This window comes from Bacillus sp. FSL R9-9834, assembly GCF_038006905.1.
Classification (GTDB): Bacteria; Bacillota; Bacilli; order Bacillales; family Bacillaceae_G; genus Bacillus_A; species Bacillus_A pacificus.
Genome location: NZ_JBBOWD010000001.1, coordinates 1836693 through 1858485, shown reverse-complemented (window position 1 = coordinate 1858485; position 21793 = coordinate 1836693). Strand labels below are relative to the sequence as shown.

The 21793-nt window shown below is 34.9% G+C and carries 19 protein-coding genes and 1 pseudogene; 5 read left to right on the top strand and 15 right to left on the bottom strand.

Annotated elements, in window-relative coordinates:
* Positions 1 to 106: 106 nt before the first annotated feature.
* Positions 107 to 1051, bottom strand: a complete 945-nt coding sequence (gene panE / locus MKY00_RS09680) for a 2-dehydropantoate 2-reductase (RefSeq protein WP_016717182.1) — start codon at positions 1049 to 1051, stop codon at positions 107 to 109.
* A gap of 175 nt (positions 1052 to 1226) precedes the next feature.
* Here panE and MKY00_RS09675 point away from each other — a divergent pair, with 175 nt between their 5' ends.
* Positions 1227 to 2702, top strand: a complete 1476-nt coding sequence (locus MKY00_RS09675; protein WP_016717181.1) for a hypothetical protein — start codon at positions 1227 to 1229, stop codon at positions 2700 to 2702.
* Positions 2703 to 2959: 257 nt separating this feature from the next.
* Here MKY00_RS09675 and trhO read toward each other — a convergent pair whose 3' ends face one another.
* Positions 2960 to 3919 carry an oxygen-dependent tRNA uridine(34) hydroxylase TrhO gene (trhO, locus tag MKY00_RS09670; protein ID WP_000246219.1) on the bottom strand — a complete coding sequence of 320 codons (960 nt, stop codon included), beginning with the start codon at positions 3917 to 3919 and terminating at the stop codon, positions 2960 to 2962.
* A 477-nt stretch (positions 3920 to 4396) separates the two neighbouring features.
* Here trhO and MKY00_RS09665 point away from each other — a divergent pair, with 477 nt between their 5' ends.
* Entirely contained in the window at positions 4397 to 5692 is a 1296-nt protein-coding gene (locus tag MKY00_RS09665; protein ID WP_001030650.1) for an Nramp family divalent metal transporter, read from the top strand.
* Positions 5693 to 5908: 216 nt separating this feature from the next.
* On the opposite strand, the pseudogene MKY00_RS09660 reads toward MKY00_RS09665, so the two are convergent.
* The 4 genes and pseudogenes from MKY00_RS09660 to MKY00_RS09645 form a co-directional block, all read right to left on the bottom strand.
* Positions 5909 to 6061: pseudogene (locus MKY00_RS09660) on the bottom strand (alpha/beta fold hydrolase); the annotation flags it as partial.
* A gap of 12 nt (positions 6062 to 6073) precedes the next feature.
* Entirely contained in the window at positions 6074 to 6868 is a 795-nt protein-coding gene (locus MKY00_RS09655) for a M23 family metallopeptidase (RefSeq protein ID WP_016717179.1), read from the bottom strand.
* 82 nt (positions 6869 to 6950) lie between these two features.
* Positions 6951 to 8018 carry a sensor histidine kinase gene (locus MKY00_RS09650; RefSeq protein ID WP_016717178.1) on the bottom strand — a complete coding sequence of 356 codons (1068 nt, stop codon included), beginning with the start codon at positions 8016 to 8018 and terminating at the stop codon, positions 6951 to 6953.
* Positions 8008 to 8706 carry a response regulator transcription factor gene (locus MKY00_RS09645; protein ID WP_000414533.1) on the bottom strand — a complete coding sequence of 233 codons (699 nt, stop codon included), beginning with the start codon at positions 8704 to 8706 and terminating at the stop codon, positions 8008 to 8010. Before MKY00_RS09645 ends, MKY00_RS09650 begins: the two co-directional genes overlap by 11 nt.
* A gap of 142 nt (positions 8707 to 8848) precedes the next feature.
* On the opposite strand from MKY00_RS09645, the gene MKY00_RS09640 reads away from it, so the two are divergent.
* Positions 8849 to 9379, top strand: coding sequence for a GNAT family N-acetyltransferase (locus tag MKY00_RS09640; RefSeq protein WP_016717177.1), 531 nt, complete (start codon positions 8849 to 8851; stop codon positions 9377 to 9379).
* 51 nt (positions 9380 to 9430) lie between these two features.
* Here MKY00_RS09640 and MKY00_RS09635 read toward each other — a convergent pair whose 3' ends face one another.
* Complete coding sequence (locus MKY00_RS09635) at positions 9431 to 11059, bottom strand: peptide ABC transporter substrate-binding protein (protein ID WP_016717176.1); 1629 nt, start codon at positions 11057 to 11059, stop codon at positions 9431 to 9433.
* Between the two features lie 587 nt (positions 11060 to 11646).
* Between MKY00_RS09635 and MKY00_RS09630 the strand changes: the two genes are divergently transcribed.
* Positions 11647 to 13029 carry an alpha/beta hydrolase family protein gene (locus MKY00_RS09630; protein ID WP_016717175.1) on the top strand — a complete coding sequence of 461 codons (1383 nt, stop codon included), beginning with the start codon at positions 11647 to 11649 and terminating at the stop codon, positions 13027 to 13029.
* A 151-nt stretch (positions 13030 to 13180) separates the two neighbouring features.
* On the opposite strand, the gene MKY00_RS09625 is transcribed toward MKY00_RS09630, so the two are convergent.
* The 7 genes from MKY00_RS09625 to MKY00_RS09595 form a co-directional block, all read right to left on the bottom strand.
* Positions 13181 to 14506, bottom strand: coding sequence for a bifunctional S-methyl-5'-thioadenosine deaminase/S-adenosylhomocysteine deaminase (locus MKY00_RS09625; RefSeq protein WP_016717174.1), 1326 nt, complete (start codon positions 14504 to 14506; stop codon positions 13181 to 13183).
* Between the two features lie 53 nt (positions 14507 to 14559).
* Positions 14560 to 14919, bottom strand: coding sequence for a YunG family protein (locus MKY00_RS09620; RefSeq protein ID WP_016717173.1), 360 nt, complete (start codon positions 14917 to 14919; stop codon positions 14560 to 14562).
* A gap of 27 nt (positions 14920 to 14946) precedes the next feature.
* Positions 14947 to 15390, bottom strand: coding sequence for a GNAT family N-acetyltransferase (locus tag MKY00_RS09615; protein ID WP_016717172.1), 444 nt, complete (start codon positions 15388 to 15390; stop codon positions 14947 to 14949).
* Between the two features lie 214 nt (positions 15391 to 15604).
* Positions 15605 to 17119, bottom strand: a complete 1515-nt coding sequence (locus tag MKY00_RS09610) for an acetyl-CoA hydrolase/transferase family protein (protein WP_016717171.1) — start codon at positions 17117 to 17119, stop codon at positions 15605 to 15607.
* A 127-nt stretch (positions 17120 to 17246) separates the two neighbouring features.
* Positions 17247 to 17891: a LytTR family DNA-binding domain-containing protein gene (locus MKY00_RS09605; protein WP_000389708.1), complete on the bottom strand. Its 645-nt coding sequence runs from the start codon at positions 17889 to 17891 to the stop codon at positions 17247 to 17249.
* An 81-nt stretch (positions 17892 to 17972) separates the two neighbouring features.
* Positions 17973 to 18578 carry a pentapeptide repeat-containing protein gene (locus MKY00_RS09600; RefSeq protein ID WP_016717170.1) on the bottom strand — a complete coding sequence of 202 codons (606 nt, stop codon included), beginning with the start codon at positions 18576 to 18578 and terminating at the stop codon, positions 17973 to 17975.
* 54 nt (positions 18579 to 18632) lie between these two features.
* Positions 18633 to 19556: an alpha/beta fold hydrolase gene (locus MKY00_RS09595; RefSeq protein WP_074585575.1), complete on the bottom strand. Its 924-nt coding sequence runs from the start codon at positions 19554 to 19556 to the stop codon at positions 18633 to 18635.
* A gap of 203 nt (positions 19557 to 19759) precedes the next feature.
* On the opposite strand from MKY00_RS09595, the gene MKY00_RS09590 reads away from it, so the two are divergent.
* Complete coding sequence (locus MKY00_RS09590; protein ID WP_074585576.1) at positions 19760 to 20521, top strand: DODA-type extradiol aromatic ring-opening family dioxygenase; 762 nt, start codon at positions 19760 to 19762, stop codon at positions 20519 to 20521.
* 50 nt (positions 20522 to 20571) lie between these two features.
* On the opposite strand, the gene MKY00_RS09585 is transcribed toward MKY00_RS09590, so the two are convergent.
* On the bottom strand, positions 20572 to 21786 hold the full coding sequence (locus MKY00_RS09585; RefSeq protein ID WP_016717169.1) for a multidrug efflux MFS transporter: 1215 nt from the start codon (positions 21784 to 21786) through the stop codon (positions 20572 to 20574).
* Positions 21787 to 21793 lie beyond the last annotated feature (7 nt).

Sequence of the window (21793 nt, the reverse complement as noted above, 5' to 3'; positions counted from 1 at the left end):
TTCTCATTTTTCTCTCATTATACAAGAAATACCCTATAGAATAGACTTTTTTTAAGTGTCTATTCTATAGGGTACAGTTTAATATATTGCTTTCTTTTTTATTTTTTCATACATCCAATTGTATTGCTGATTTGTTAAAGGTCATTTCTTCATACACTTTCAAATTTTGATATACTGCTCCTAATAATGGTACTTCTATAGAAAATTGTTCTGCTACATCTAGTAAGTATCCTTGTAAGTGCTTCGCTTCAATAGACGAACCTTTTTCCATATCACGCTGCATCGATGACTTCATATTATACGAAATTTTATCAATTGTTTTCATATGTTCTTGGACAATATTATCTTTAATTGGCGCTCCTATACATCTCATAATTTGCATACATTCTTCAAATAAGTTTTGGATAAAATCGCGTCCACCTTCGCTTTCACGAATCGGTCCTATCGGTGCCCGCATTAATGTCGTCACACCCGACATTACAGTAATAAATAAATATTTATGCCACATATCTTGCATAATGTTTTCACTTAAAATAAAACTAGATTTCGTACCTGCAAATGCTTTAGAAATATGCTTTATTCTCTCTGAATCTTGAGACTTCATTTCTCCAAACACAAGTCTGTTGGCAGCGCTAGTTTGTACAATTTCTCCTTGATCGTTTAAAGTCGTCTCGATAAAGCATAAACCGCCAATTACTTTTTCCTCACCGAATTCCTTTTGTAATAGTGATACATGAGCGATACCATTTAACAATGGAATAATCACAGTGTTTTCACCTACAAAAGGCTTCAAATCTTGAATTGCCTCGTTTAAGTGATACGCTTTTGTTGAAAATAAAATGACATCAAATGGAGCAGTTTGATCTTCTTTCGTTATTAAATTTGGTTGAAAGGAAAAATCCCCGTTAACACTGCGGATTACAAGTCCTCTTTCCTCCAATTGTTTTTTCCTTTTACTGCGAACAAGAAACGTAACCTCTTCTCCCTTTTCTACTAAGCGACCTCCAAAAAAGCCTCCAACGCCACCAGCTCCTAATACTAAAATCCGCATACAACATCCCCCTTTTTAAAATATCAATTTATAACTTTTAGTATACATAACATTATACATGTCCCCTACTAAATAAGCTGAATTTTCATTCTTAATCAAGTATAAAACAGTGGTTATTTTCAAATAAATTTGGGCATGTTGTTTTTATAGCATATATGGAAAGGAAACAATGTAAATGGAGGCAATACAAACAATTGAAGAAAAAGATGTAACAACAGCTATATTTCAATTTATATTCCCGTTTTCTTTTAAAACTGGGTATGAACAAAATATGTTCCCTTTCTTACAGAAAAATGACTTTCGCCCTTTTCGACTCGATCATCTTGAAAATGAAAATACATACTATGGAAAGTTTCAAGTTTCACATCAAAATATGGAAGCATACTATCTTTCATTTACAAATAAAATTTTATTTCCTCATTCAGAGCATCAAAAGGGGTTGCAGCGCTATTCTAAAGACCTTAATTTAACTGGACATTTAACAACAAATCTTATTTCCGTTCCATTTAAGATTCATTCTATTGACGTAACACTTTGTCCTTATGAGCTTGGCTTCTTAACAATTCGGACAGAAATAGAGACCGCTCCAAACATGACATTATCAGAAGCAATTGAATTCGCCGCCCGCTTCCGTGTACTTGAAACTAAAAATGATACAAATGAAACGATTTGCATTGAATGTAATGGAAAAAAATATTCCCAAGTGGAAAGATTCATTTTTGGTTATTTATTTCATGGCGTAACAGATTTCTTTGAGAAGAAGAGATTAAGAAGTTCTTACTTTCAAACCTTTCCTTTCTTTGAAGATCAAAGAATGTACGTTCAAACTTTACTATGTATAAAAGCAGATATGGAGCTTACCGAAGTGGATGTTTATCGTACTTCCAGTCTTTCTGGGTTAACAAGTAACGGCAAGGCTTATGTAAGTGCAAATAATCTTCCTTATATTCATGATTATTTAAAACAACACGCTTACCAGAGGTGGGCTCCAAATCGCTATTTCATAATGGAAGAACATATATTCACCTGTGTAACAAATGAGGGGGAACACGAATTTACTAAGCTTGCGAGTCAAATGTATGGGGAGTTTTATTACGCTTTATTATTAAATCTATTTCATAAAATTGTTTTGTTAAAAATGGCAAACGCTTATGCTGAACTAAACATTGAAAAAGATACAAATGAAATCGAGAAATTAATTTATTCAATCAATTCATTTACTGCGAATTACTTTTCTTTAGAGCTCGTATCCCAATCACAGAGTGAAGATATTTTCTTTCGCTTAAGAAAGCTTTTTAACATCGAGGTTTTATACTCGAATGCAAAACAAAATCTTGATAGTTTGTTTAAATATCAAGAAAATGTCGCCTCTAAAAAGGATAGTCTTTTATTATTAATTTTAACGCTTTATTCTGTTGTGGGCCAAATGTTAGGGTTTACTATGATTGACTTGTTAAGAAACACCGATTCAAACAAAATATCGTCGCCACTTGAATTTTTCGCGCTTTTAATAGCAATTAGCGGCATTGTCATTTCACTTATTTTAGGTGCGCAAAGTTTATACCAATGGGGTCTACAACATAAACGAAGAAAAGCATGGGTTAAACAAACTGTACTTTCTGCTGTGAGAGAGAAAGATGATTCGAAATAAAGATGATTATTTTTACATTGAAATATGTGGCACGCTACAGTAATTGAAATTTTTATCAGCGATTTTTCGGATATATCGGCGCATCTCGAAATATATCAGCGATTTTTTAAATATATCAGCGCAACTCAAAATATATCGGCGATTTTCCAGATATATCGACTTACCGACAGAAACCGACAAAAGGCTGAACCGGACAATATAAAAAGGGTATTCCAACATAAAGTTTGGAGTACCCTTTTTTATTACACGAATTCCTCTTACTTCCCTGCTTCGATTTTCTCTAATGCAGCAGCTACTTGTTCTTCCGTTAATTCATGTTGTATTACGTAGCGGTTACGTGGGCTTACACGGCATTCGTGAGAACATGCACGTAAATATTTCGCTTCGTTTTCTTCAGAACATAAAATTTTCTTGTTACATTCTGGATTGGCACAATTTACATAGCGCTCACAAGGTTCACCTGTAAAGTAGTCTTTACCAACGATAACATGTTCTTTTTGGTTTACTGGTACAGCGATACGCTCATCGAACACGTAACATTGTCCATCCCAAAGCTCACCTTGTACTTCTGGGTCTTTTCCGTACGTTACAATACCGCCGTGAAGCTGACTTACATCTTCATAACCTTCACGAACTAACCAACCAGAAAACTTCTCGCAACGAATTCCGCCTGTACAGTACGTTAAAATCTTTTTACCTTCAAGTACTTCTTTATTTTCACGAATCCAATCTGGTAATTCACGGAATGATTCGATATCAGGTTTAATCGCACCTTTGAAGTGACCTAAATCAAATTCATAATCATTTCGTGCATCAATGATAACTGTATCTTCTTGTTTCATTGCTTCATAAAAATCTTTTGGCTCTAAATACTTCCCAGTTATTTCGTGTGGATTAATATCATCTTCTAGACGAAGTGTAACTAATTCTGGGCGAGGACGCACGTGCATTTTCTTGAATGCATGACCATCAGCTTCATCTATTTTAAATACGATACCGTCAAAACGTGGATCGTTGTTCATAGCTTCCATGTATTTCTCTGTTTGTTCTACAGTACCAGAACAAGTTCCGTTAATACCTTCTTTTGCTACAAGAATTCTACCTTTTAATTCAAGTGAATTACAAAATGCTAAATGCTCTGCCGCGAATTCTTCTGGGTTTTCAATTGTTGTGTACATGTAATATAGTAATACTCTGTATGGTTTTGTAGTTGCCAATGTATTTCTACCACCTATCTAATTTTTAAAATCATGTATAAGTTAACGTTCATATCAAAACATATATAATAAGAAAATGAATCCCATTTTCTTCTCTTTATACTATTTTCTATCAGTTAACAAAAATAAAAAACAAGATTACACACCAAAACACTATGGTTATGTTGTAATCCCAATATATTATATATCATACAAATGCAATTCCATCAATTAATATGCTGTATTATCGGCTTTATGTTCACATAAATTTCAAAAACAGCCCTTTAATTCATTATGTTTCCCCACGTCATCACACCATAAACTCCCAATTTTTAATAACACCACACCATTCATTGTATTAAGGCATATAATTTGCACTAAGGAAACATTTATGTTCAAATAAAAAATATAACCTAGTACATTTAAATGTATTGAAATAAAGAATAAGAATACTTACAATAATTTCATCAAGTTAACATACCAAAGGGGAAAACTACTATGAATAAAGATATATCAAAAGATGAACATGTCCCTTCTCAAAGTACAACTGTTCAATCAGCGCATTTAGCATTAAGCGGACAAACGAAAGGCTTAAAAAGACTATTACCATTCTTAGGTCCTGCTTTCATCGCTTCAGTCGCTTATATTGACCCTGGCAATTTCGCGACAAATATTGCCGCTGGATCACAATATGGATATTTATTACTCTGGGTAATTCTCGCTTCTAATTTAATGGCTGTATTAATCCAAACTTTATCAGCTAAATTAGGAATCGCTACAGGTAGAAACCTTCCTGAAATTGCTCGAGAAAACTTCCCAAAACCTGTTTCCATCGGCTTATGGATACAAGGTGAACTCGTTATTATGGCTACTGATTTAGCTGAATTTATCGGGGCAGCACTCGGATTGTATTTATTATTTGGAATTCCAATGTTACCAGCTGCTTTAATTACAGCTGCTGGATCATTTATTATTCTTGAATTTCAACGCAGAGGCTTCCGTCCATTAGAAGCTATTATAACAGGAATGATTTTTATCGTTGTTATCGCTTTCGGTGTACAAGTCTTTTATGCAAAACCGGAATTAAGCCCTTTGCTTTCAGGACTATTTATTCCAAAATTCCAAGGTGTAGACAGTATATTACTTGCAGCCGGAATTTTAGGGGCGACAGTTATGCCGCACGCAATCTATTTACATTCCGCCTTAACGCAACGCCGCGTAGTCGGAACAAATGATGAACAAAAGAAAAAGATTTTCCGCTTCGAGTTTATTGATATCATTATTGCAATGGTTATCGCTGGAGCAATTAATGCAAGTATGTTAATTGTTGCTGCTGCACTATTCTTTAAAAACGGCTTGCATGTCGAAGATCTTGATGTTGCTTTTAACCAGTTCAGTACTTTAGTGGGCCCTGTATCAGCTGCTTTATTTGGAATTGGGCTCTTATCAGCAGGACTATCTAGCTCTTCTGTCGGTACAATGTCAGGTGATATTATTATGCAAGGTTTCATTCGAATGCATATTCCGTTATACTTACGCCGATTTATTACAATGATTCCACCACTAGTGATTATCGCTTTAGGCGTAAATCCAACTTACGCTCTAGTCATGAGTCAAGTTGTCTTATCATTCGGTATTGCCTTTGCATTAGTACCACTTATTATGTTTACAAGTAATAAAAAAATTATGGGTGCACTCGTTAATCACCGCATAACTACCTTTATCGCTTGGATCATTGCTGTACTTGTTATCATTTTAAATATTTTCTTACTGTATCAAACGTTTGTAGGATAATGAAAGAAGAAGGCTGTCTCAAATTTGTGTTGAAGACAGCCTTCTTCTTTTTAAATTATAGATTTTCATCATCCATTTACATGACAGACCGTGCTTTCAACAAATTTTATAAACTCTTCTTCCTCCTCAATAAATGGAAAATGATTACTGTATTCAAATGTCGACATTATCGCATTTGGCATAAGCTCCGCTACTTCCACTGCAAATTCATGCGGACACTGTGTAATGATTCGTAAATGCAGAAGCAAATAAATTACCATTACTATTAAACTCACTGTATAAATGTGTTACACAAAGTGGTTTTCCTTCTCCCTTTTGAAAATACTCAAATTTCCCTCTATCAGTTTCGATATAATATTTCTCCCACATCAGCGTTTCCCCCTAATGTCTTTTTATATATTCTCCTTTTTCCGGCATTATCACACCCTTCTCAGTTCGAAAGTAAAGTGGTAATCCTTCCGAAAGAAATATGCTTACCTTGGATGGATCCTGCCTTTGATGATGAATATGTAAATGTGGCTCACTTGAACTTCCTGAGTTACCGACCTGAGCAAGAAATTCTCCTTCATTTACATGTTGTCCTTCTTTAACTTTAATGGACCCTTGCTTTAAATGGGCAAGAATTAAATATGTCCCTGATTCATCTAGTCGTAAATAAATATGATTACCCGCCATTGATTGAAAATCATCCGATCCAGGAACTAAATCTTGTTCATTATTATTAATTGATACAACCGTCCCAGAAGCTGGTGCCATTACTTTCGCTCCATATATTCCGTAATCCTCTAACTTACTACTTTTCACTTCAGCAGGTGGAATGAGAATATCATATGCCCATCGTTCATTCAAAGGAAAGCGCACGACTACTTTAGGGCTCGTAGAATGTACATCTGCCGGGTAAGCAAGTCTACCAATGTTCGCAAACCATCCTAAAGGCCAAGCTCCAATGATAGAGAAAATAACGATGAAGAGTAGCGCTCCATCTATTCGTTGTCTGAAAATTCCTTTCCACACAATTAGTAACGTTATCCCTATTAAAATAAAGAGTGATACTATGCTAAAGGCTTGTATACTCCACCACCCAATGACTGATATAACACCTTTAGCTAAATAAACTATACTCCAACTTGTAAGTACAAAAGCAACTAAAATTACTAATACATATTTCTTCCACATGTCGTATCCCTACTCTCATATCTTTGTTCTACATGATACGAATTAAAAATTACGACATATAAAAGAAATACTTACGACTTTTTTACAATTTTTTATGCTGCGGTAAAGCGATAGTGAAAACAGTTTCTTTCTCGTTACTGCGCACAGTGATATCCCCTTTATGAAGCTCTGCTATACTTCTCGCAATTGCAAGTCCCATTCCTTTTCCACCTGTATGGGAGCTACGTGATTTTTCACCACGATAAAACTTCTCAAAAACGTAAGGAAGGTTCTCATCTGGAATACATTGTCCAAAATTTTTAATTTCTATTTCAACATTCATGTCTCTTTTAGAAACTTGAATTACAATCTCCTTTCCGTCTTTCCCGTACATAATACTATTACTAATTACATTTTCGAATAACCTCACCATAAGTGCTACATCCATTTCCACATGTAACTCTTTATCCCCCTTAATACAAAGGCTCATATCAGCATCATCTAATCGTGGCACAAAATCAATCATAATTTGTTCCATTAACGCTTTCATATTTACTACACTTTTATGTAATTCAATCTCTCTATAATTTATTTGACAGTATTCTAACAAATCATCTACTTGATTTTTTAATTCATAACTTTTTCGCTTTAATATGCTTACATACTGTTCACATTCTTCTCCATTTGAATGCAACTTATTTCCTAACAAGTCCGCATAACCGATTAAAGATGTTACAGGTGTTCGTAAGTCATGCGAAATATTACTAATCATTTCATTTTTCATTTCCTGTGATTTTTTTTCATTCTCAATAGACTCTTTTAAACTTTTAGCCATTCTATTAACATTCGCTGCTAATTCACCAATCTCGTCATTTTTTGAAATAGGTATATATACTTCAAAATTACCATTCCTTATTTCCTTCACGTTCTTATTAATTTCAGACAATCGTTTCATCATTGTTTTTGTCATACATGCAAAGTATGTCGTAGTAAAAATTAAAAAAACTATAAAATATAAAAATGAATATTTTTCCTCTAATGCAGTAACATGACTATATATATTTCCAATTAAAATTTGAAACACTATTATACTTACAGTTGCTAACAAGATGCTACATATGAATGCGGTAAAAAACTTAGCTCTAATGCCTTGTAATGATTTAATCTTCAATTTTATATCCGACTCCCCAAACATTTTGAATAAACTTCGGTTCTTTTGGATCCTCTTCAATTTTATTTCTTAACCTTGCGATATGAACCATTACTGTATTATTGCTTTCATAGGCTCTTTCTTTCCAAACGCTCTCATATATTTCTTCAATAGTAAATACACGATTCTTTGCAGCTGCCATTAAATACAAAATATCATATTCCGTTTTTGTAAGATTGATTGTTTCTCCATATAACATTACTGTTCTAGACACTTCATCTATTTCTAAACCTCTAATGTTTATTTTCTTTTTTATTACTTGGACAGCATTTTGATTGAAATATGTATACCTTCTTAATTGAGCTTTCACTCTCGCTATAAATTCAATTGTACTAAACGGCTTCACTATATAATCATCTGCCCCAGTACTAAATCCAATTACTTTATCTACATCCGATGATTTTGCACTTAAAAACATAATTGGTAAACTATGTTTCTCTCTAATCCTTCTGCACAATTCTATCCCATCCATTTGTGGCATCATAATATCCAAAATAGCAAGTTGAATGTTATTTTTATTTATTATTTCTAAAGCCTCTTCTCCGTTATGAGCACTAAAAACTTTAAAACCTTCTTGCATTAAATTCACGTTCATAAATCTAACAATATCTTGATCATCATCTACAATTAAAATTGAATTTTTCTCCATATACAAACCTCTTTTTGAAATATATTCCACAATCAATTTTATCATAAATCAAAACCATACCTCCCTCTTGAATAATCTTTTTTTTCAGATTACATTATATAATAACAACACATTCTAGTTTCAGAAGAAATGGAGTGAAAGCATGTTTCCTATATTGAAAACCGATCGACTCATTTTAAGAGAACTTACCGAAGAAGATGCACCGGGTATACTACAATGCTTTTCTAATACTGACGTACTGCGCTATTATGGGCAAAAGCCATTACAGGATATTGATCAAGTAAAACAAATCATTCATAACTTTAAGTTGAGTTACAATGCAAGAAGTGGTATAAAATGGGGAATCCAATTAAAAAACAAGAAAGAACTCATTGGTACCATCGGTTTTCACGATTGGTCTTCTGAGCATAAACGGGCCAATTTAAGTTATGCCTTTCTCCCTGAACACTGGGGAAAGGGATATGCGACAGAAGCTATTTCTGAAGTTATATCATACGGTTTCCACACACTTCATTTAAAACGGATCGGAGCAATTGTCTTTCTTGAAAATGAAGCTTCCAATAAAGTGCTATTAAAATTAGGATTTGAAAAAGAAGGCGTTCTAAAAAATTATATGTATCAAGATGATATTCCATATGATACAAATTTTTATTCTTTATTAAAATCGGTTTAATAAAATTCATATGTAAAAAACCTTACTTTTAAAAAGTAAGGTTTTTTGTATTTATTCATTAGCAATATAAGCATTCTTATAAGTATAAATACCACCAAATTGATGCTTTTCAATTCCTTTTACATAATCATTTTGTACGTAAGCTGAGCCCATTTGATAAAGCGGTGCGACCGCAGCATCCCCTAATAGAATACGCTCGGCCTCTTGCAATGCTTCCCATCTTTTCTTCTGATCTAATACTAGATCGCTTTTCGCTTTCTTTATTAATTCATCGTAGTGACGGTTAGAATAATTCATTTTGTTATTTTGATTACCCGTCGTAAATAGTTCTAAATAACTAATTGGGTCTTTATAGTCGGGTCCCCAATTTGCCATAGTTATATCATAATCACCTGTTTGTTCTAACTGTAATTTTTGCTTAAATGGCTGTTGTTTAATTTGTATCGTTAATCCTTGTAAATTCTTTTCTAAATCACCTTTTATATATTCTGCCATACGTTTTGCGTTATCTTGTTCAAACGTTAAAAACTCGAGGTTTACTTGTTCTACTCCAAGCTCTTTTTTCGCTTCTTCCCAAATCTTTTTCGCACTTTGTACATCATATAAAGAAAGGTTTCCGTTTTCTTTCCTAAAATCTTTTCCCGTTTCTTCATTGATATGCCCAACTGGTACTAGCCCAGTTGCAGGTTTTGCTCCGTTATTAATAAAATGAGCAACGAAATCCTCTTTATTTAATGCCAATGAAATAGCCTGACGCACTTTCTTATTTGCTAACGCACTATTTTTTTCATTAAAACGTAGCATAGCAATTGCAGGTTCGCTCGACATATGTAACTCCTTATGCCCTTTATACTTGTCTACAAATTGAGAATTAATAGGCACCCGGTCCAAATTACCAGCTTCGTATAAATTAACAGCGGTCATTGTATCCTTTACAATTTGAAAGTTTATCTCGTCTAATTTCACTTTCTTTTCATCCCAATATGTAGCATTTTTCTTTAATTGAAACTCTTGTTCATGCTTCCATTTCTCTAATACAAATGGCCCATTATATATGAGATTACTAGGTTCCAATGCATAATTCTTTCCTTGTTCTTTCAAAAATGATTCATGCTGTGGTAAGTAAATAGGTAGCGCTAACAACTGTAAAAAATACGGGATTGGCTGTTCAAGTTCCACTTCCAATTTATAATCATTTATAACTTTAACCCCAAGTTCAGCAAGAGGCACTGTTCCCTTATTTATCTCTTTTGCATTTTTCACGTAAAAAAGCATATACGCATATTGAGACGCTGTTTCAGGATTAATTGCACGTTTCCATGCAAACAGAAAATCATTTGCTGTCACACTGTCTCCATTTGACCATTTTGCATCTTTACGCAAATCAAATGTATATTTTTTACCATCTTCACTTCTTTTAAACGATTTTGCTACTGCTGGAATCGGCTGATCTTGATCATCTAATACATACAACCCTTCAAATATGTTCTGCATAACGTGCGCTGACGTACCATCCATCGTTTTCGCTGTATCAAGTGAAGGAATTTCTTCTGATACTGTTACATTTAATACTTGTTTTTTTGCCTCTCTGTCACTTTTATTCGCTTTATTATTACAAGCTGTTAATAATAAAGATGTAACAAGTGCCATTACCATTAAATGGCTCTTTTTTCGCTTCATGAATCGTTCTCCTTAAATATAAAATATTATAAAGCGTTATATATTATAGCAGAAATATGAACAGAAAGATGCGACATTCTTTTGAATATTTATTCGTTCAAAAAAAGCTACTCTTTTAAAAAGGATAGCTAAATATTGAATGTTTAATCTGCGCTGTTCGCTCAAGTGTTTATAAAAAACTCTTATTGCATACCTCCTTTTTTATTTTAACTTTTCTCTGTTTCATGTAAATGCCCCCATAACTAACTTAATAGACGTATAGGTTACAGTTTGGTTAGGATATTTTCGTATCTCCATTCAGCAATGCCACTTTGTTTTTTTGAATTCAGGTTAAGTAGAAAATGATATTTTACAAATCTTATACACTTAAGGATTTTGTAAGAATCAAGTAAGAAAAACGAGAACTTTGTTTCGTATAGTCAAAATATAAAGTGAAGGAAGAAAGAAAGGGTTGAAGCTGCCAAAGCGATTACGACAAAACAAGAACTGTTGGTTTTAGATGAACATATCAATGGTTTAGGCGTTTTTACAACAAAACCTTAATTTATCATACCTGTTTTTTACCATCACATATTGGAGGTTAAAACATGAATAAAAAAAAGAAAATACAAAAATCAGTACTTTCCTTTACCCTGTTCTTTTCTTTAGGCATTTCATCTTTTCCGCTTACAACAGCTATTCACGCAGATACACGTGAGGAACCATCTGTAGAAAAAAAACGAGTCTCTTTAACGGAGCGTACATCATTATTTTTTGAATATCTCCAGCAAGGTAATTATGTAGAAGCACTTCAGTTGACGTCTGCTGCTTTTCAATCCAAGTTCACAGCAAACACATTACAAAACTGGTGGACACAAAGTGGTTGGAGCGTGATAAAAATCATGGGAACCCCCGTGATAAAAGAACGAAACTTAGTCCATCAGACGGTGGAAATTTCAGGAACTACCCAAGGAACTACCATACCGTTACTCCTTAAATTCACACCTGGGGGGAAAGTAGATGAGGTTGGGGTAAGGACGCCTCCGGAATCTTATATTATCCCGCATCCTAGCTATGATCAACCTGCTTTCTATCAAGAACGTGAAATCGTCATTGGAAATTCTACCTATCCGTTACCAGCCACATTAACAGTTCCGAAACATAAAGCTGGTGAGAAGGTACCCGTAGTTGTTCTTGTTCATGGTGCTGGCATCCACGATCGCGATAGTACATATATGGGAACAAAAATTTTACGAGACCTTGCGGTAGGCCTTTCGTCCAACGGAATTGCAGTGTTGCGCTATGAAAAACGCACCTTAGAACACGCATTAAAGATGAGTGCAGAACCTGTTACGTTAGACCGTGATACTACAGATGATGCCATATATGCAGCAAAATCAGCAGCGCAGCAGGAAGGCATTGATCCAAACAATATTTTCATTCTTGGACATAGTCTAGGAGCTGGCACAATGCCGCGTATACTAAGCAAAGCACCTTCCTCACTTGTTAGAGGCAGTATCCTACTCGCACCACCTGCACGGGCATTAACTGACATTGCCATTGATCAGAATCAATACCTCGGGGCGCCAAAGGAAGTAATGGATGAACTAAAAAGACAAGTCGCTTTTATCCAGGATCCTACTTTCAATCCTGACCACCCTCCAGCTGGCTACAATTTTGGGTCACCCCATTTTATGTATGATGTTTCTAGGTGGCGTCCAGTTGAAGAAGCAAAATCACGAAAAGAGCCTTTACTGATTCTGCAAGGAACACGCGATTATCAAGTAACAGTAAAAAATGAATATACAAAATGGCAGGAAGGGCTTTCAAATCGCAAGAATGTTCAGTTCAATGAATACCCAAAATTGAATCATTTCTTCACGGAGGGTGATGGGGCATTAAGCCTTCCTAGTGAATATGAAATCCCTGCTAATGTTCCTGAGTACGTTATCCAGGACATTATTAAATGGGTCAACGAGACAAAAAAATAAGAAACATTTAAATCCTTCATATAATCATTATTACGTGAAGGATTTTTGAAACTAGTGATTTTATCTAAATCATTCTCTTCTGTTTTATTAATAAAAAAGTTCAGACAAAAAACAGGCTGTGGAGAAGTCTTTCTCCACAGCCTAAAAATACCTATCTTTGCAAACCTCGTTTATATCGACTCGCTTCAAATATAATACGCTCTTCATCTAACGTTTTACATTCGCTATTCCAAACGACACGTTTTCCGTTAATAATTACATCGCTTATATCTTTTCCACTAGCTGCATATACAAGGTGTGATAACACTTCATCCGCTGGTTGTAAATGAGGCTTATTAGACGGATCAATTGTAATGAAATCAGCGTACTTTCCAACCTCAAGTGATCCTGTTTGTTTCATGCCGATTACTTCAGCCGCTCCTTTAGTTGCAAGTGTAAGAGCTGTTTCAACCGGTAACGCTGTTGCATCTTGATGAATACCTTTTTGTAATAATGTTGCGATGCGCATTTCTTCAAACATATCTAAATTGTTGTTTGATGCCACACTATCTGTTGCAATACCTACTTTCACTCCTGTTTCTAGCATCGCTTTTACATTCGCTATACCAGAACCTAGTTTTAAATTACTATTCGGGTTATGTGCTACTCGAACATCATGTTCTGCTAAAAATGCACGCTCATTTTCATTTAATACTACACCGTGTGCAATAACTGTTGGGCGTTTAAATAACCCACAACTTGCTGCATATTCTACTGGACGTTTTCCGTACTGTGCTTCAATATCACGTACTTCACGCTCTGTTTCCGAAAGGTGAATATGAACCATCGTTTGATTTTCTACTGCAATACGTGCGCATTCTTCTAATAGTTCTGTGGAACATGTATATGGACTATGCGGTGCAACCATCGTAGTTAACATACCACTTTCATTATAGTAACGCTTCACATATTTTTCAGCTTCTTCAACGGCTTTCTTTTCATCATCTTTCGTTCCGAAGCTAAATAAAGTTCTTGAAACAGCAGCTCGCATTCCACTCTTTGATACCGTTTCCATAATTGCATCTTGATCTACTCCAATTGGATTAAACATATCAGAGAATGATGTTGTACCACTTTTCACCATTTCAAGTAATCCTAATTCCGTACTAGCGACCGCAAGCTCTGGAGTAAACTGACTTTCAAGTGGCCAAATTCTCGTCTCAAGCCACGGCTGTAATAACATATCATCACCAATACCTCTTAAGAGACTCATTACAACGTGTGTATGTGTATTTACAAGCCCTGGTAAAACCCACTTTCCTTTCATGTCAATTACTTCATCTACTTCAAAATCATTAGCGAATTCTCCGCTCTTCACATCTATAATTTGATCATTTTCTACAATGATATATCCATTTTCTATCACTTCATTTTGTTCATTCATCGTTACGATTGTAGCGTTTACATAAGTTGTTTTCAAAAGTATTTCCCCTTTCAACTCTATGAAGTTCCCTTTAATAAGTTACCACCATTATAGTAACTTATTAAAGATTAAGAGTCAAAAGATAATTTCAATTCTTTCGTTATCTTTTTCTTCAACATGCTATATTGTTTTTCATTTGTATCTGCAAATGCTTCTTCTCGATTTGATTCTATATCCATATAATTCAGTTTTTCATTAAATTGAGCCTCTGTAAAATCAAACCTCTGTCCATCTATAAAGTTATAAAAGTGCCACGCCTCTCTTACTTTTGTCTTTTTAATCTCTCCTCCGTATATGTCTTGAACGACTAGAGCTGTAACACCACACTGTCCCTTTGCTGGATTCTCAGCCGTCCACTTTGAACTTGTTTCAATCGACCACGATCTTATTAGTGCTTCATATATTCTTTTTTCCTTTACATCATCCACTCTAATCTTCCCCTACTATTAATAGTTTTACACATCATATTTCAAAAGAGGCAGTAAACGATCCTTAAAGACCGTTGATGGTGTCTCTCCGATTAACTGTGCGCCCATTTTCAAATAATATCCTTTTGCATTCGGATCACTATCAATCGTAAAACTTTTTAAGCCTAGTTCATTTGCTTTTTCTATTACATACTTCCAAAGTATTTTCCCGTAGCCTTTCCCTTTATAACGAGGATGAATGTACAGGAAATCGAGAGCTTGATCATTACGTAAAAATGAGAAAAATCCAATCTTCGTATTATCGTTTTCAAAAACATATACAAAATTATTATTTATATACTCTTCTGTAATAGTTAAATCTTCCTTACAGGCAATTATGAATTCTTCACTATAATCCCACGTCGCTTTTGATTGTAGTGCGAGTTTACTTAATTCATTTGCTTCACTTAATAACGCTTCTCTTATCTTCATGATTCTTTCTCCTCACCTTCGATATGTAAACTATTAAAATGATTCGAAAAGTAATTAAAAAACCCTCTTATTTTCATAAATCTTTATTATAATCAGTACGGCCTGTAACAATGCATTTAAAGAAAAAAACGCCATCTTTGAAAGTTGGCGTTTTCTTCTTCTAAAATTTTTTTCAAACTCAATCTTTCGTTTTACTATTTCTAACGATACACACCTATACAGTTTCTACTACCGCTTCAAGCATTGTTCCACTTTTAGCATAATTCGTATGCCAAGAAAAAGCTTTTTCTAAAACATGAGGAGTTTGTCCACCTCTCGTTTTAGCTTCTTCGTAATAAGCTCTTAGCTGATCACGATACATTGGATGTGCGCAATTCTCTATAATTAATTCCACTCTTTCTCTTGGGGCAAGTCCTCTTAGATCAACATACCCTTGTTCAGTGACGATAACATCTACATCGTGTTCCGTATGGTCCACATGTGAAACAAAAGGAACGATACTTGAAATGTTGCCACCTTTCGCAATCGATTTCGTAACAAAGATAGCTAGGCGAGCATTTCTCGCAAAATCACCAGAACCACCGATACCATTCATCATTTTTGTGCCTAAAACGTGAGTAGAGTTCACATTTCCGTATATATCTAATTCTAAAGCAGTATTAATCGAGATTAATCCGAGGCGACGAATGATTTCAGGATGATTAGAAATCTCTTGCGGGCGCATCATTAATTTGTCACGATATTTTTCAAAGTTAGAAAATACTTTTTGCATTTTCTCCTCAGAGAGTGTAATTGAGCAGCATGAAGCAAAATTGACTTTTCCAGCATCCATAAGATCAAAGACCGCATCTTGTAAAACTTCAGAATACACTTCTAAATCTTCAAACTCCGAATCTAACATTCCATGAAGAACTGCATTAGCCACTGAGCCAATTCCCGATTGTAGCGGCGCTAAACGATTTGTTAATCGGCCTACTTCGACTTCTTTTCGAAGGAACTCTATTAAATGCTGTGCCATAATAACAGTTTCTTCATCTGGAGGAACAATTGTCGATGGTGAGTCTAATTGGTTCGTAAACACAATCCCTTTCACCTTTTCAACATCGATTGGAATGCCAATCGTTCCAATTCGATCATCCGTTTTCACAATCGGAATTGGAAGTCTTTCTCCTTGCTTACCTGGTTCATATAAATCATGCAGTCCTTCTAACTGCGTGGATTGAGCCATATTCATTTCAATAATAATGGACTTAGCATTTAAAGAAAACGCTAAAGAATTTCCTATTGAAGTTGTCGGAATAATCATGCCATCTTCAGTAATCGCAACCGCTTCCAAAATAGCAAAATCTACATCCATAACGTCAGCGCGAAGTAACTCTGCTGTATGAGATAAGTGCTGGTCCACAAATAAAAAATCTCCGTTATTAATTCCTTTTCGCATAGTCGCATCAGCTTGGAAAGGCAATCTTTTTCCTAAAATTCCTGCTTCCGCAAATAATTTATCTACATCAGAACCTAAAGAGGCACCAGTATAAACATTTACTTTAAAAGATGTATCATTCTTAACTCGGTTTACAAGCGCAAATGGGACTGCTTTTACATCACCTGCACGTGTAAACCCACTTAAGCCTAAAGTCATTCCACTTTCAATCCATGAAGCTGCTTCTTCAGGTGTAACTACGCGATCTTTCAGACGTTCATCCCTAATTCTATCCAAATTATTCTCCATATGTAATCCCTCTCCCTATGAATATTCATAATTATTTTACACTTTAACAGTATCTAAATAGGGATTTCAGTATACAATGGCAAAAATTCAGACAAAACAGCGAATCTAACCTCTAAAGCAGAATAATTTAGAATCCTAGAAGCTTACGAAAATAACTAGCATATGACTGACTCACTGGTACCCTTTCACCATTATCCATAGAAAGTAAAAAAGTTGAATGCGTATCAGGATAAATTGCTTTAATATGATTCACATTTACAATAAAGGAACGGTGGCATCTAATAAATGAATCTTTCGGAAGTAAATATTCGAATTCTTGTAACGAGTATTTATGTGTCCCTGTCAACTCTTCTGCATTTACATACGTCTTTTTATCTTTCGCCTCTAAATACATGACTTTTGAAAAAGGAACCGGAATCCAGCCGTCCGTTGTTTTTAAAGTAACGACTGATTTTCCGTCCGTTAAAGCTGGATAAATGGCTGTCACGCACCCTTCAAGCTTTCCATTGTTTGAGAATGGTACGGCCATACCATGATAAGGAATACCAAAAACATCACGATTCATAAACTCAGAGGTTTTTTGGTTCGTCACCATTGCTTTATGAGCAATCGTTCCTTCCTTTATAGGATCCCCGGCGCTAATCTTTAAATCAATTCGTTTACTTGGCCGATAGTATATATATTCTTTCGTATTCGATACAGCAATTGAAATTTCATCTGAAAATAATTCCCCAACAACATCTAATAGTAAACCTAATGTTTTATCTTCCATTCTATGAACACCTCATTCACTATTATACTACTATTATGATTTGAAAAACCGTTCAGCGTTTTGAACGGTTTTTCAAACAATTTAGTTCACCTTAGCCCCATAACACCTTGCTACTGCAACTGCCTGCGCCATATCTAATTTTACATTTTTCAAATCGAAACTTGTAAAATCAATTCTATCAACTATCGCTCCTTTTAAATTTGCACCGCTAAGTTTCGCCTTACCTAACTGTGCACCAGTTAAATCCGCTTCACGTAAATCTGCTTTTTCTAAATTACATTCATATAGGTCAGCTTCCACTAAACGTATACCCTTTAACATTTGTTTACTTAAGTTCGCGAACCTTAAATTCGTGTATGACCAATCACCCGATATGATAGTTATTCCATCTAAATTCGCTTCTTCAAAATCAGAGCCAGTCATTTTACATTCTTCAAACTTCGATACAAATAAATTCGCACCAACAAGCTTACAATTTGCAAATGTAGTTCCTTGATGGATAGAAGCGTTAAAAAGAGCACCGGTAAAATCACATTCTATGAAATTACAATTTTTAGTAGAAATTTCCGATGCATCTATCCCTCTAAAACGGCATTTTATGAACGTACAATTCTTCAATTCCTCTTCTTTAATCAAAATATCTTGAAAATCTATTTCTACATATTCTTTATTTACAAATTCACTCATAACTATTCCTCCATCTCCTTAAAGAAACCTCACTTCAAAAAGTGAGGTTTCTTCTCATACAATATGTCCATCTAACCAAGAAATCAAATCTTGAAATACTTCATCTCTATTTACTTCATGGAACATTTCATGTCTTCCATTTTCATATAAACGCAGTGTTACATCTTTCACACCGCATTTTTTATAATTTTCATATACTTCTTTTACACCTTTCCCCATATCTCCAACAGGATCACGATCTCCTGAAAAAATATGTATTGGAAGGTTTTGCGGTGTTTTCTTAAACTCTTCTAGTTTATTTACTTCTAACACACCAGAAAATAATTCTCGATAAAAACTAGTCGTACAAATGAATCCACATAATGGATCCGCAATATATTTATCTACTTGACTGTTATCTGAAGATAGCCAATCAAATTTTGTGCGATTTGGTTTAAAGTGCGAATTGAAATTTCCGAAAGATAAAAAGTTTAGCATCGGACTTTTCGTTTTTTCCCCGCGTAATTTCATCTCAATTGTCGCTACTTTATGACCAATGACTCCTAAGAACCCTGGGTTTCCACCAGTTCCTGAAATAAGGAATCCATCATATAATTCACCTTTCAGTTGTACAGCACGTCTTGATAAAAAAGAACCCATGCTATGGCCAAGTAAAAATAACGGGCATGTCTGCTCTTTTCTTACCGTTTCTGATACAAAAATAATATCAGATACAGCCTTACTCCAACCTACATTTGGTTCAAAATGACCATAGTCTTCTTCTCTTTTTACTGTTTTCCCATGGCCTTTATGATCATGCGCATAAACACCGTACCCTGCTTCTAATAACGCATCAATAAAGTCTGTATAAACACCTGCATGTTCTGTCATACCGTGCGCAATTTGAATAATCCCTTTTGGTTCACATTCTGGTAACCACTTGCGTAAATAAATTTCTGATTCATCCAATGCCGTAACGAAACTTTCCTGTACGTTCATTTCGTCAGCCCCCAACTCTATTATGTATCTCAAAAATGAATATCTATTCATTATTCTTATTATGTATTATATGCAATTGCTTTCATTATGACAAATGCCTACCTTTTCCGATTAGCTGTCAAACTATTTCTGTTGACGAAACGTCTATAAAATTATATAGTTACTTACATAAAGTAACTATATGGTTTTAGGAGGTTTTTACTATGATGCCATCACTATTTTTAGCACATGGTTCACCAATGCTCGCTATTCAAGATACAGATTATACAAGTTTTTTAAAAACACTTGGAGAAACATATAAACCGAAAGCAATTGTTATTTTCACTGCTCACTGGGAAAGTGAAGTATTAACGATTTCCTCATCAGATAACGAATATGAAACAATTTATGATTTTGGAGGTTTTCCTCCAGAGTTATATGAAATTAAGTATCGTGCAAAAGGTTCTTCTAGCATTGCATCCATGTTAGAAACAAAGTTTAAAAACAAAGGTATTCCAGTCCATCATAATATGACGAGAGGTTTAGATCATGGCTCATGGACACTCTTGCATCGCATGTATCCAGAAGCAAATATTCCTGTCGTACAAATATCAGTCAATCCATTCCTTTCTGCAAAAGAACAATTTAAGATTGGAGAAGCATTAAAAGGACTTGGACAGGAAGATATTTTAGTAATCGGTAGTGGTGTTACCGTTCATAACTTACGAGCACTGAAATGGAATCAAACTACGCCCGAACAATGGGCAATTGAATTTGATGATTGGATTATTAAACATATGCAGGCTGCTGATAAAGATGCATTATTTAATTGGGAGAAAAATGCCCCTCATGCACAATTAGCAGTACCAAGAGCAGAGCATTTTGTACCTTTATTTATCGCTATGGGAAGTGGTGAAAATAGCGGTGAAGTCATTCATCGCAGTTACGAGCTTGGTACATTAAGTTATCTTTGTCTCCAATTTTAAAGAAAAAAGGATGAAGCATTCATTGCTTCATCCTTTTTTCTTTCACTTAGTTAACTAACTTCCAAATGTCGTTTCTCTGATACCTCTTCGTTCTTATTATGAAAATAAACCCAAATGCACGCAATAAACAATAGTGATGATGTAGAGAAGAAAACATATTGGAAACCAGCATGTGCTGCAATTTGTCCACCAAGTACTGGTCCAATCATATTTCCTAAAAACTGAAACGATTGATTATACCCAAATATTCTTCCCGTTACATGGGTTGGTGTATGTTGTTTTAGTAGAGTTTGTACGGAAGGTAATAATCCTGCTTGTGCGATTCCTAATAAAAATCGAAGAATTAATAGTTGCCAAGCTGAGGTTACAAATGCTTGCGGAATAAAAATAATTCCTGCAGCAAACAACGCTACAACTAACGTTTTTTTGGGACCGATATGATCTGATAATCGTCCGAGTCTTGGTGCTGCCAAAATAACGGCTAATCCTGTCGCTGACATAACAGCACCCGCTATTGTTTCAATATGCGCAGTTTGAGGACCTACTAAATTTTTCACGTATAATGTAACAATTGGCTGAACAGACATATTAGCAAGTTGAATAATAAATGTTGTTACAAACAAACTAACAATTAAATGCTTAGCTGGAACCATCGTCCATACTTTTTTCGTTTGTACTTTTTTTGCTTGAGCAGAGTGATTTTCTTCATGTAAGAAGAAAAAAACGATGAGAAAGGAAAGGAATAAAAAAGCTCCTGTAACAAGAAAAACATGGCGCATTCCAATTAACTCAGACAAATATCCTCCAAGTAATGGACCAAGTAAAGAACCGCTCACGCCACCAGTTGAAATTGTAGAAATTGCCCAACCTGAATGTTCTTTCGGAGTTTCTGCTGCAATAAATGTCATCGCGGTTGAAAGGAAACCAGATACTGCTCCCATTAAAAATCTTAGTGCGACTAATTGATATACATCCGTTACAAACCCCATAAGCGTCATAATAATCGCCATACCAAGGCTAGCACGAATTAGCATCAATTTCCGTCCATGTATATCACCAAGCTTTCCCCATATTGGTGATACGATCGCACCCATTAAAAATGTTACACCAAATGCAAGTCCCGACCACTGTGCAATACTAGAAGTGCCAGTCACACCTAATTCCTCAATATAAAAAGATAAAAAAGGAATTACTAAACTCATACCTGCTGCAGTGGTAAAACAACCTAGCCAACAAATCATTAAATTTCGTTTCCAGCTGGCCATTTTCACA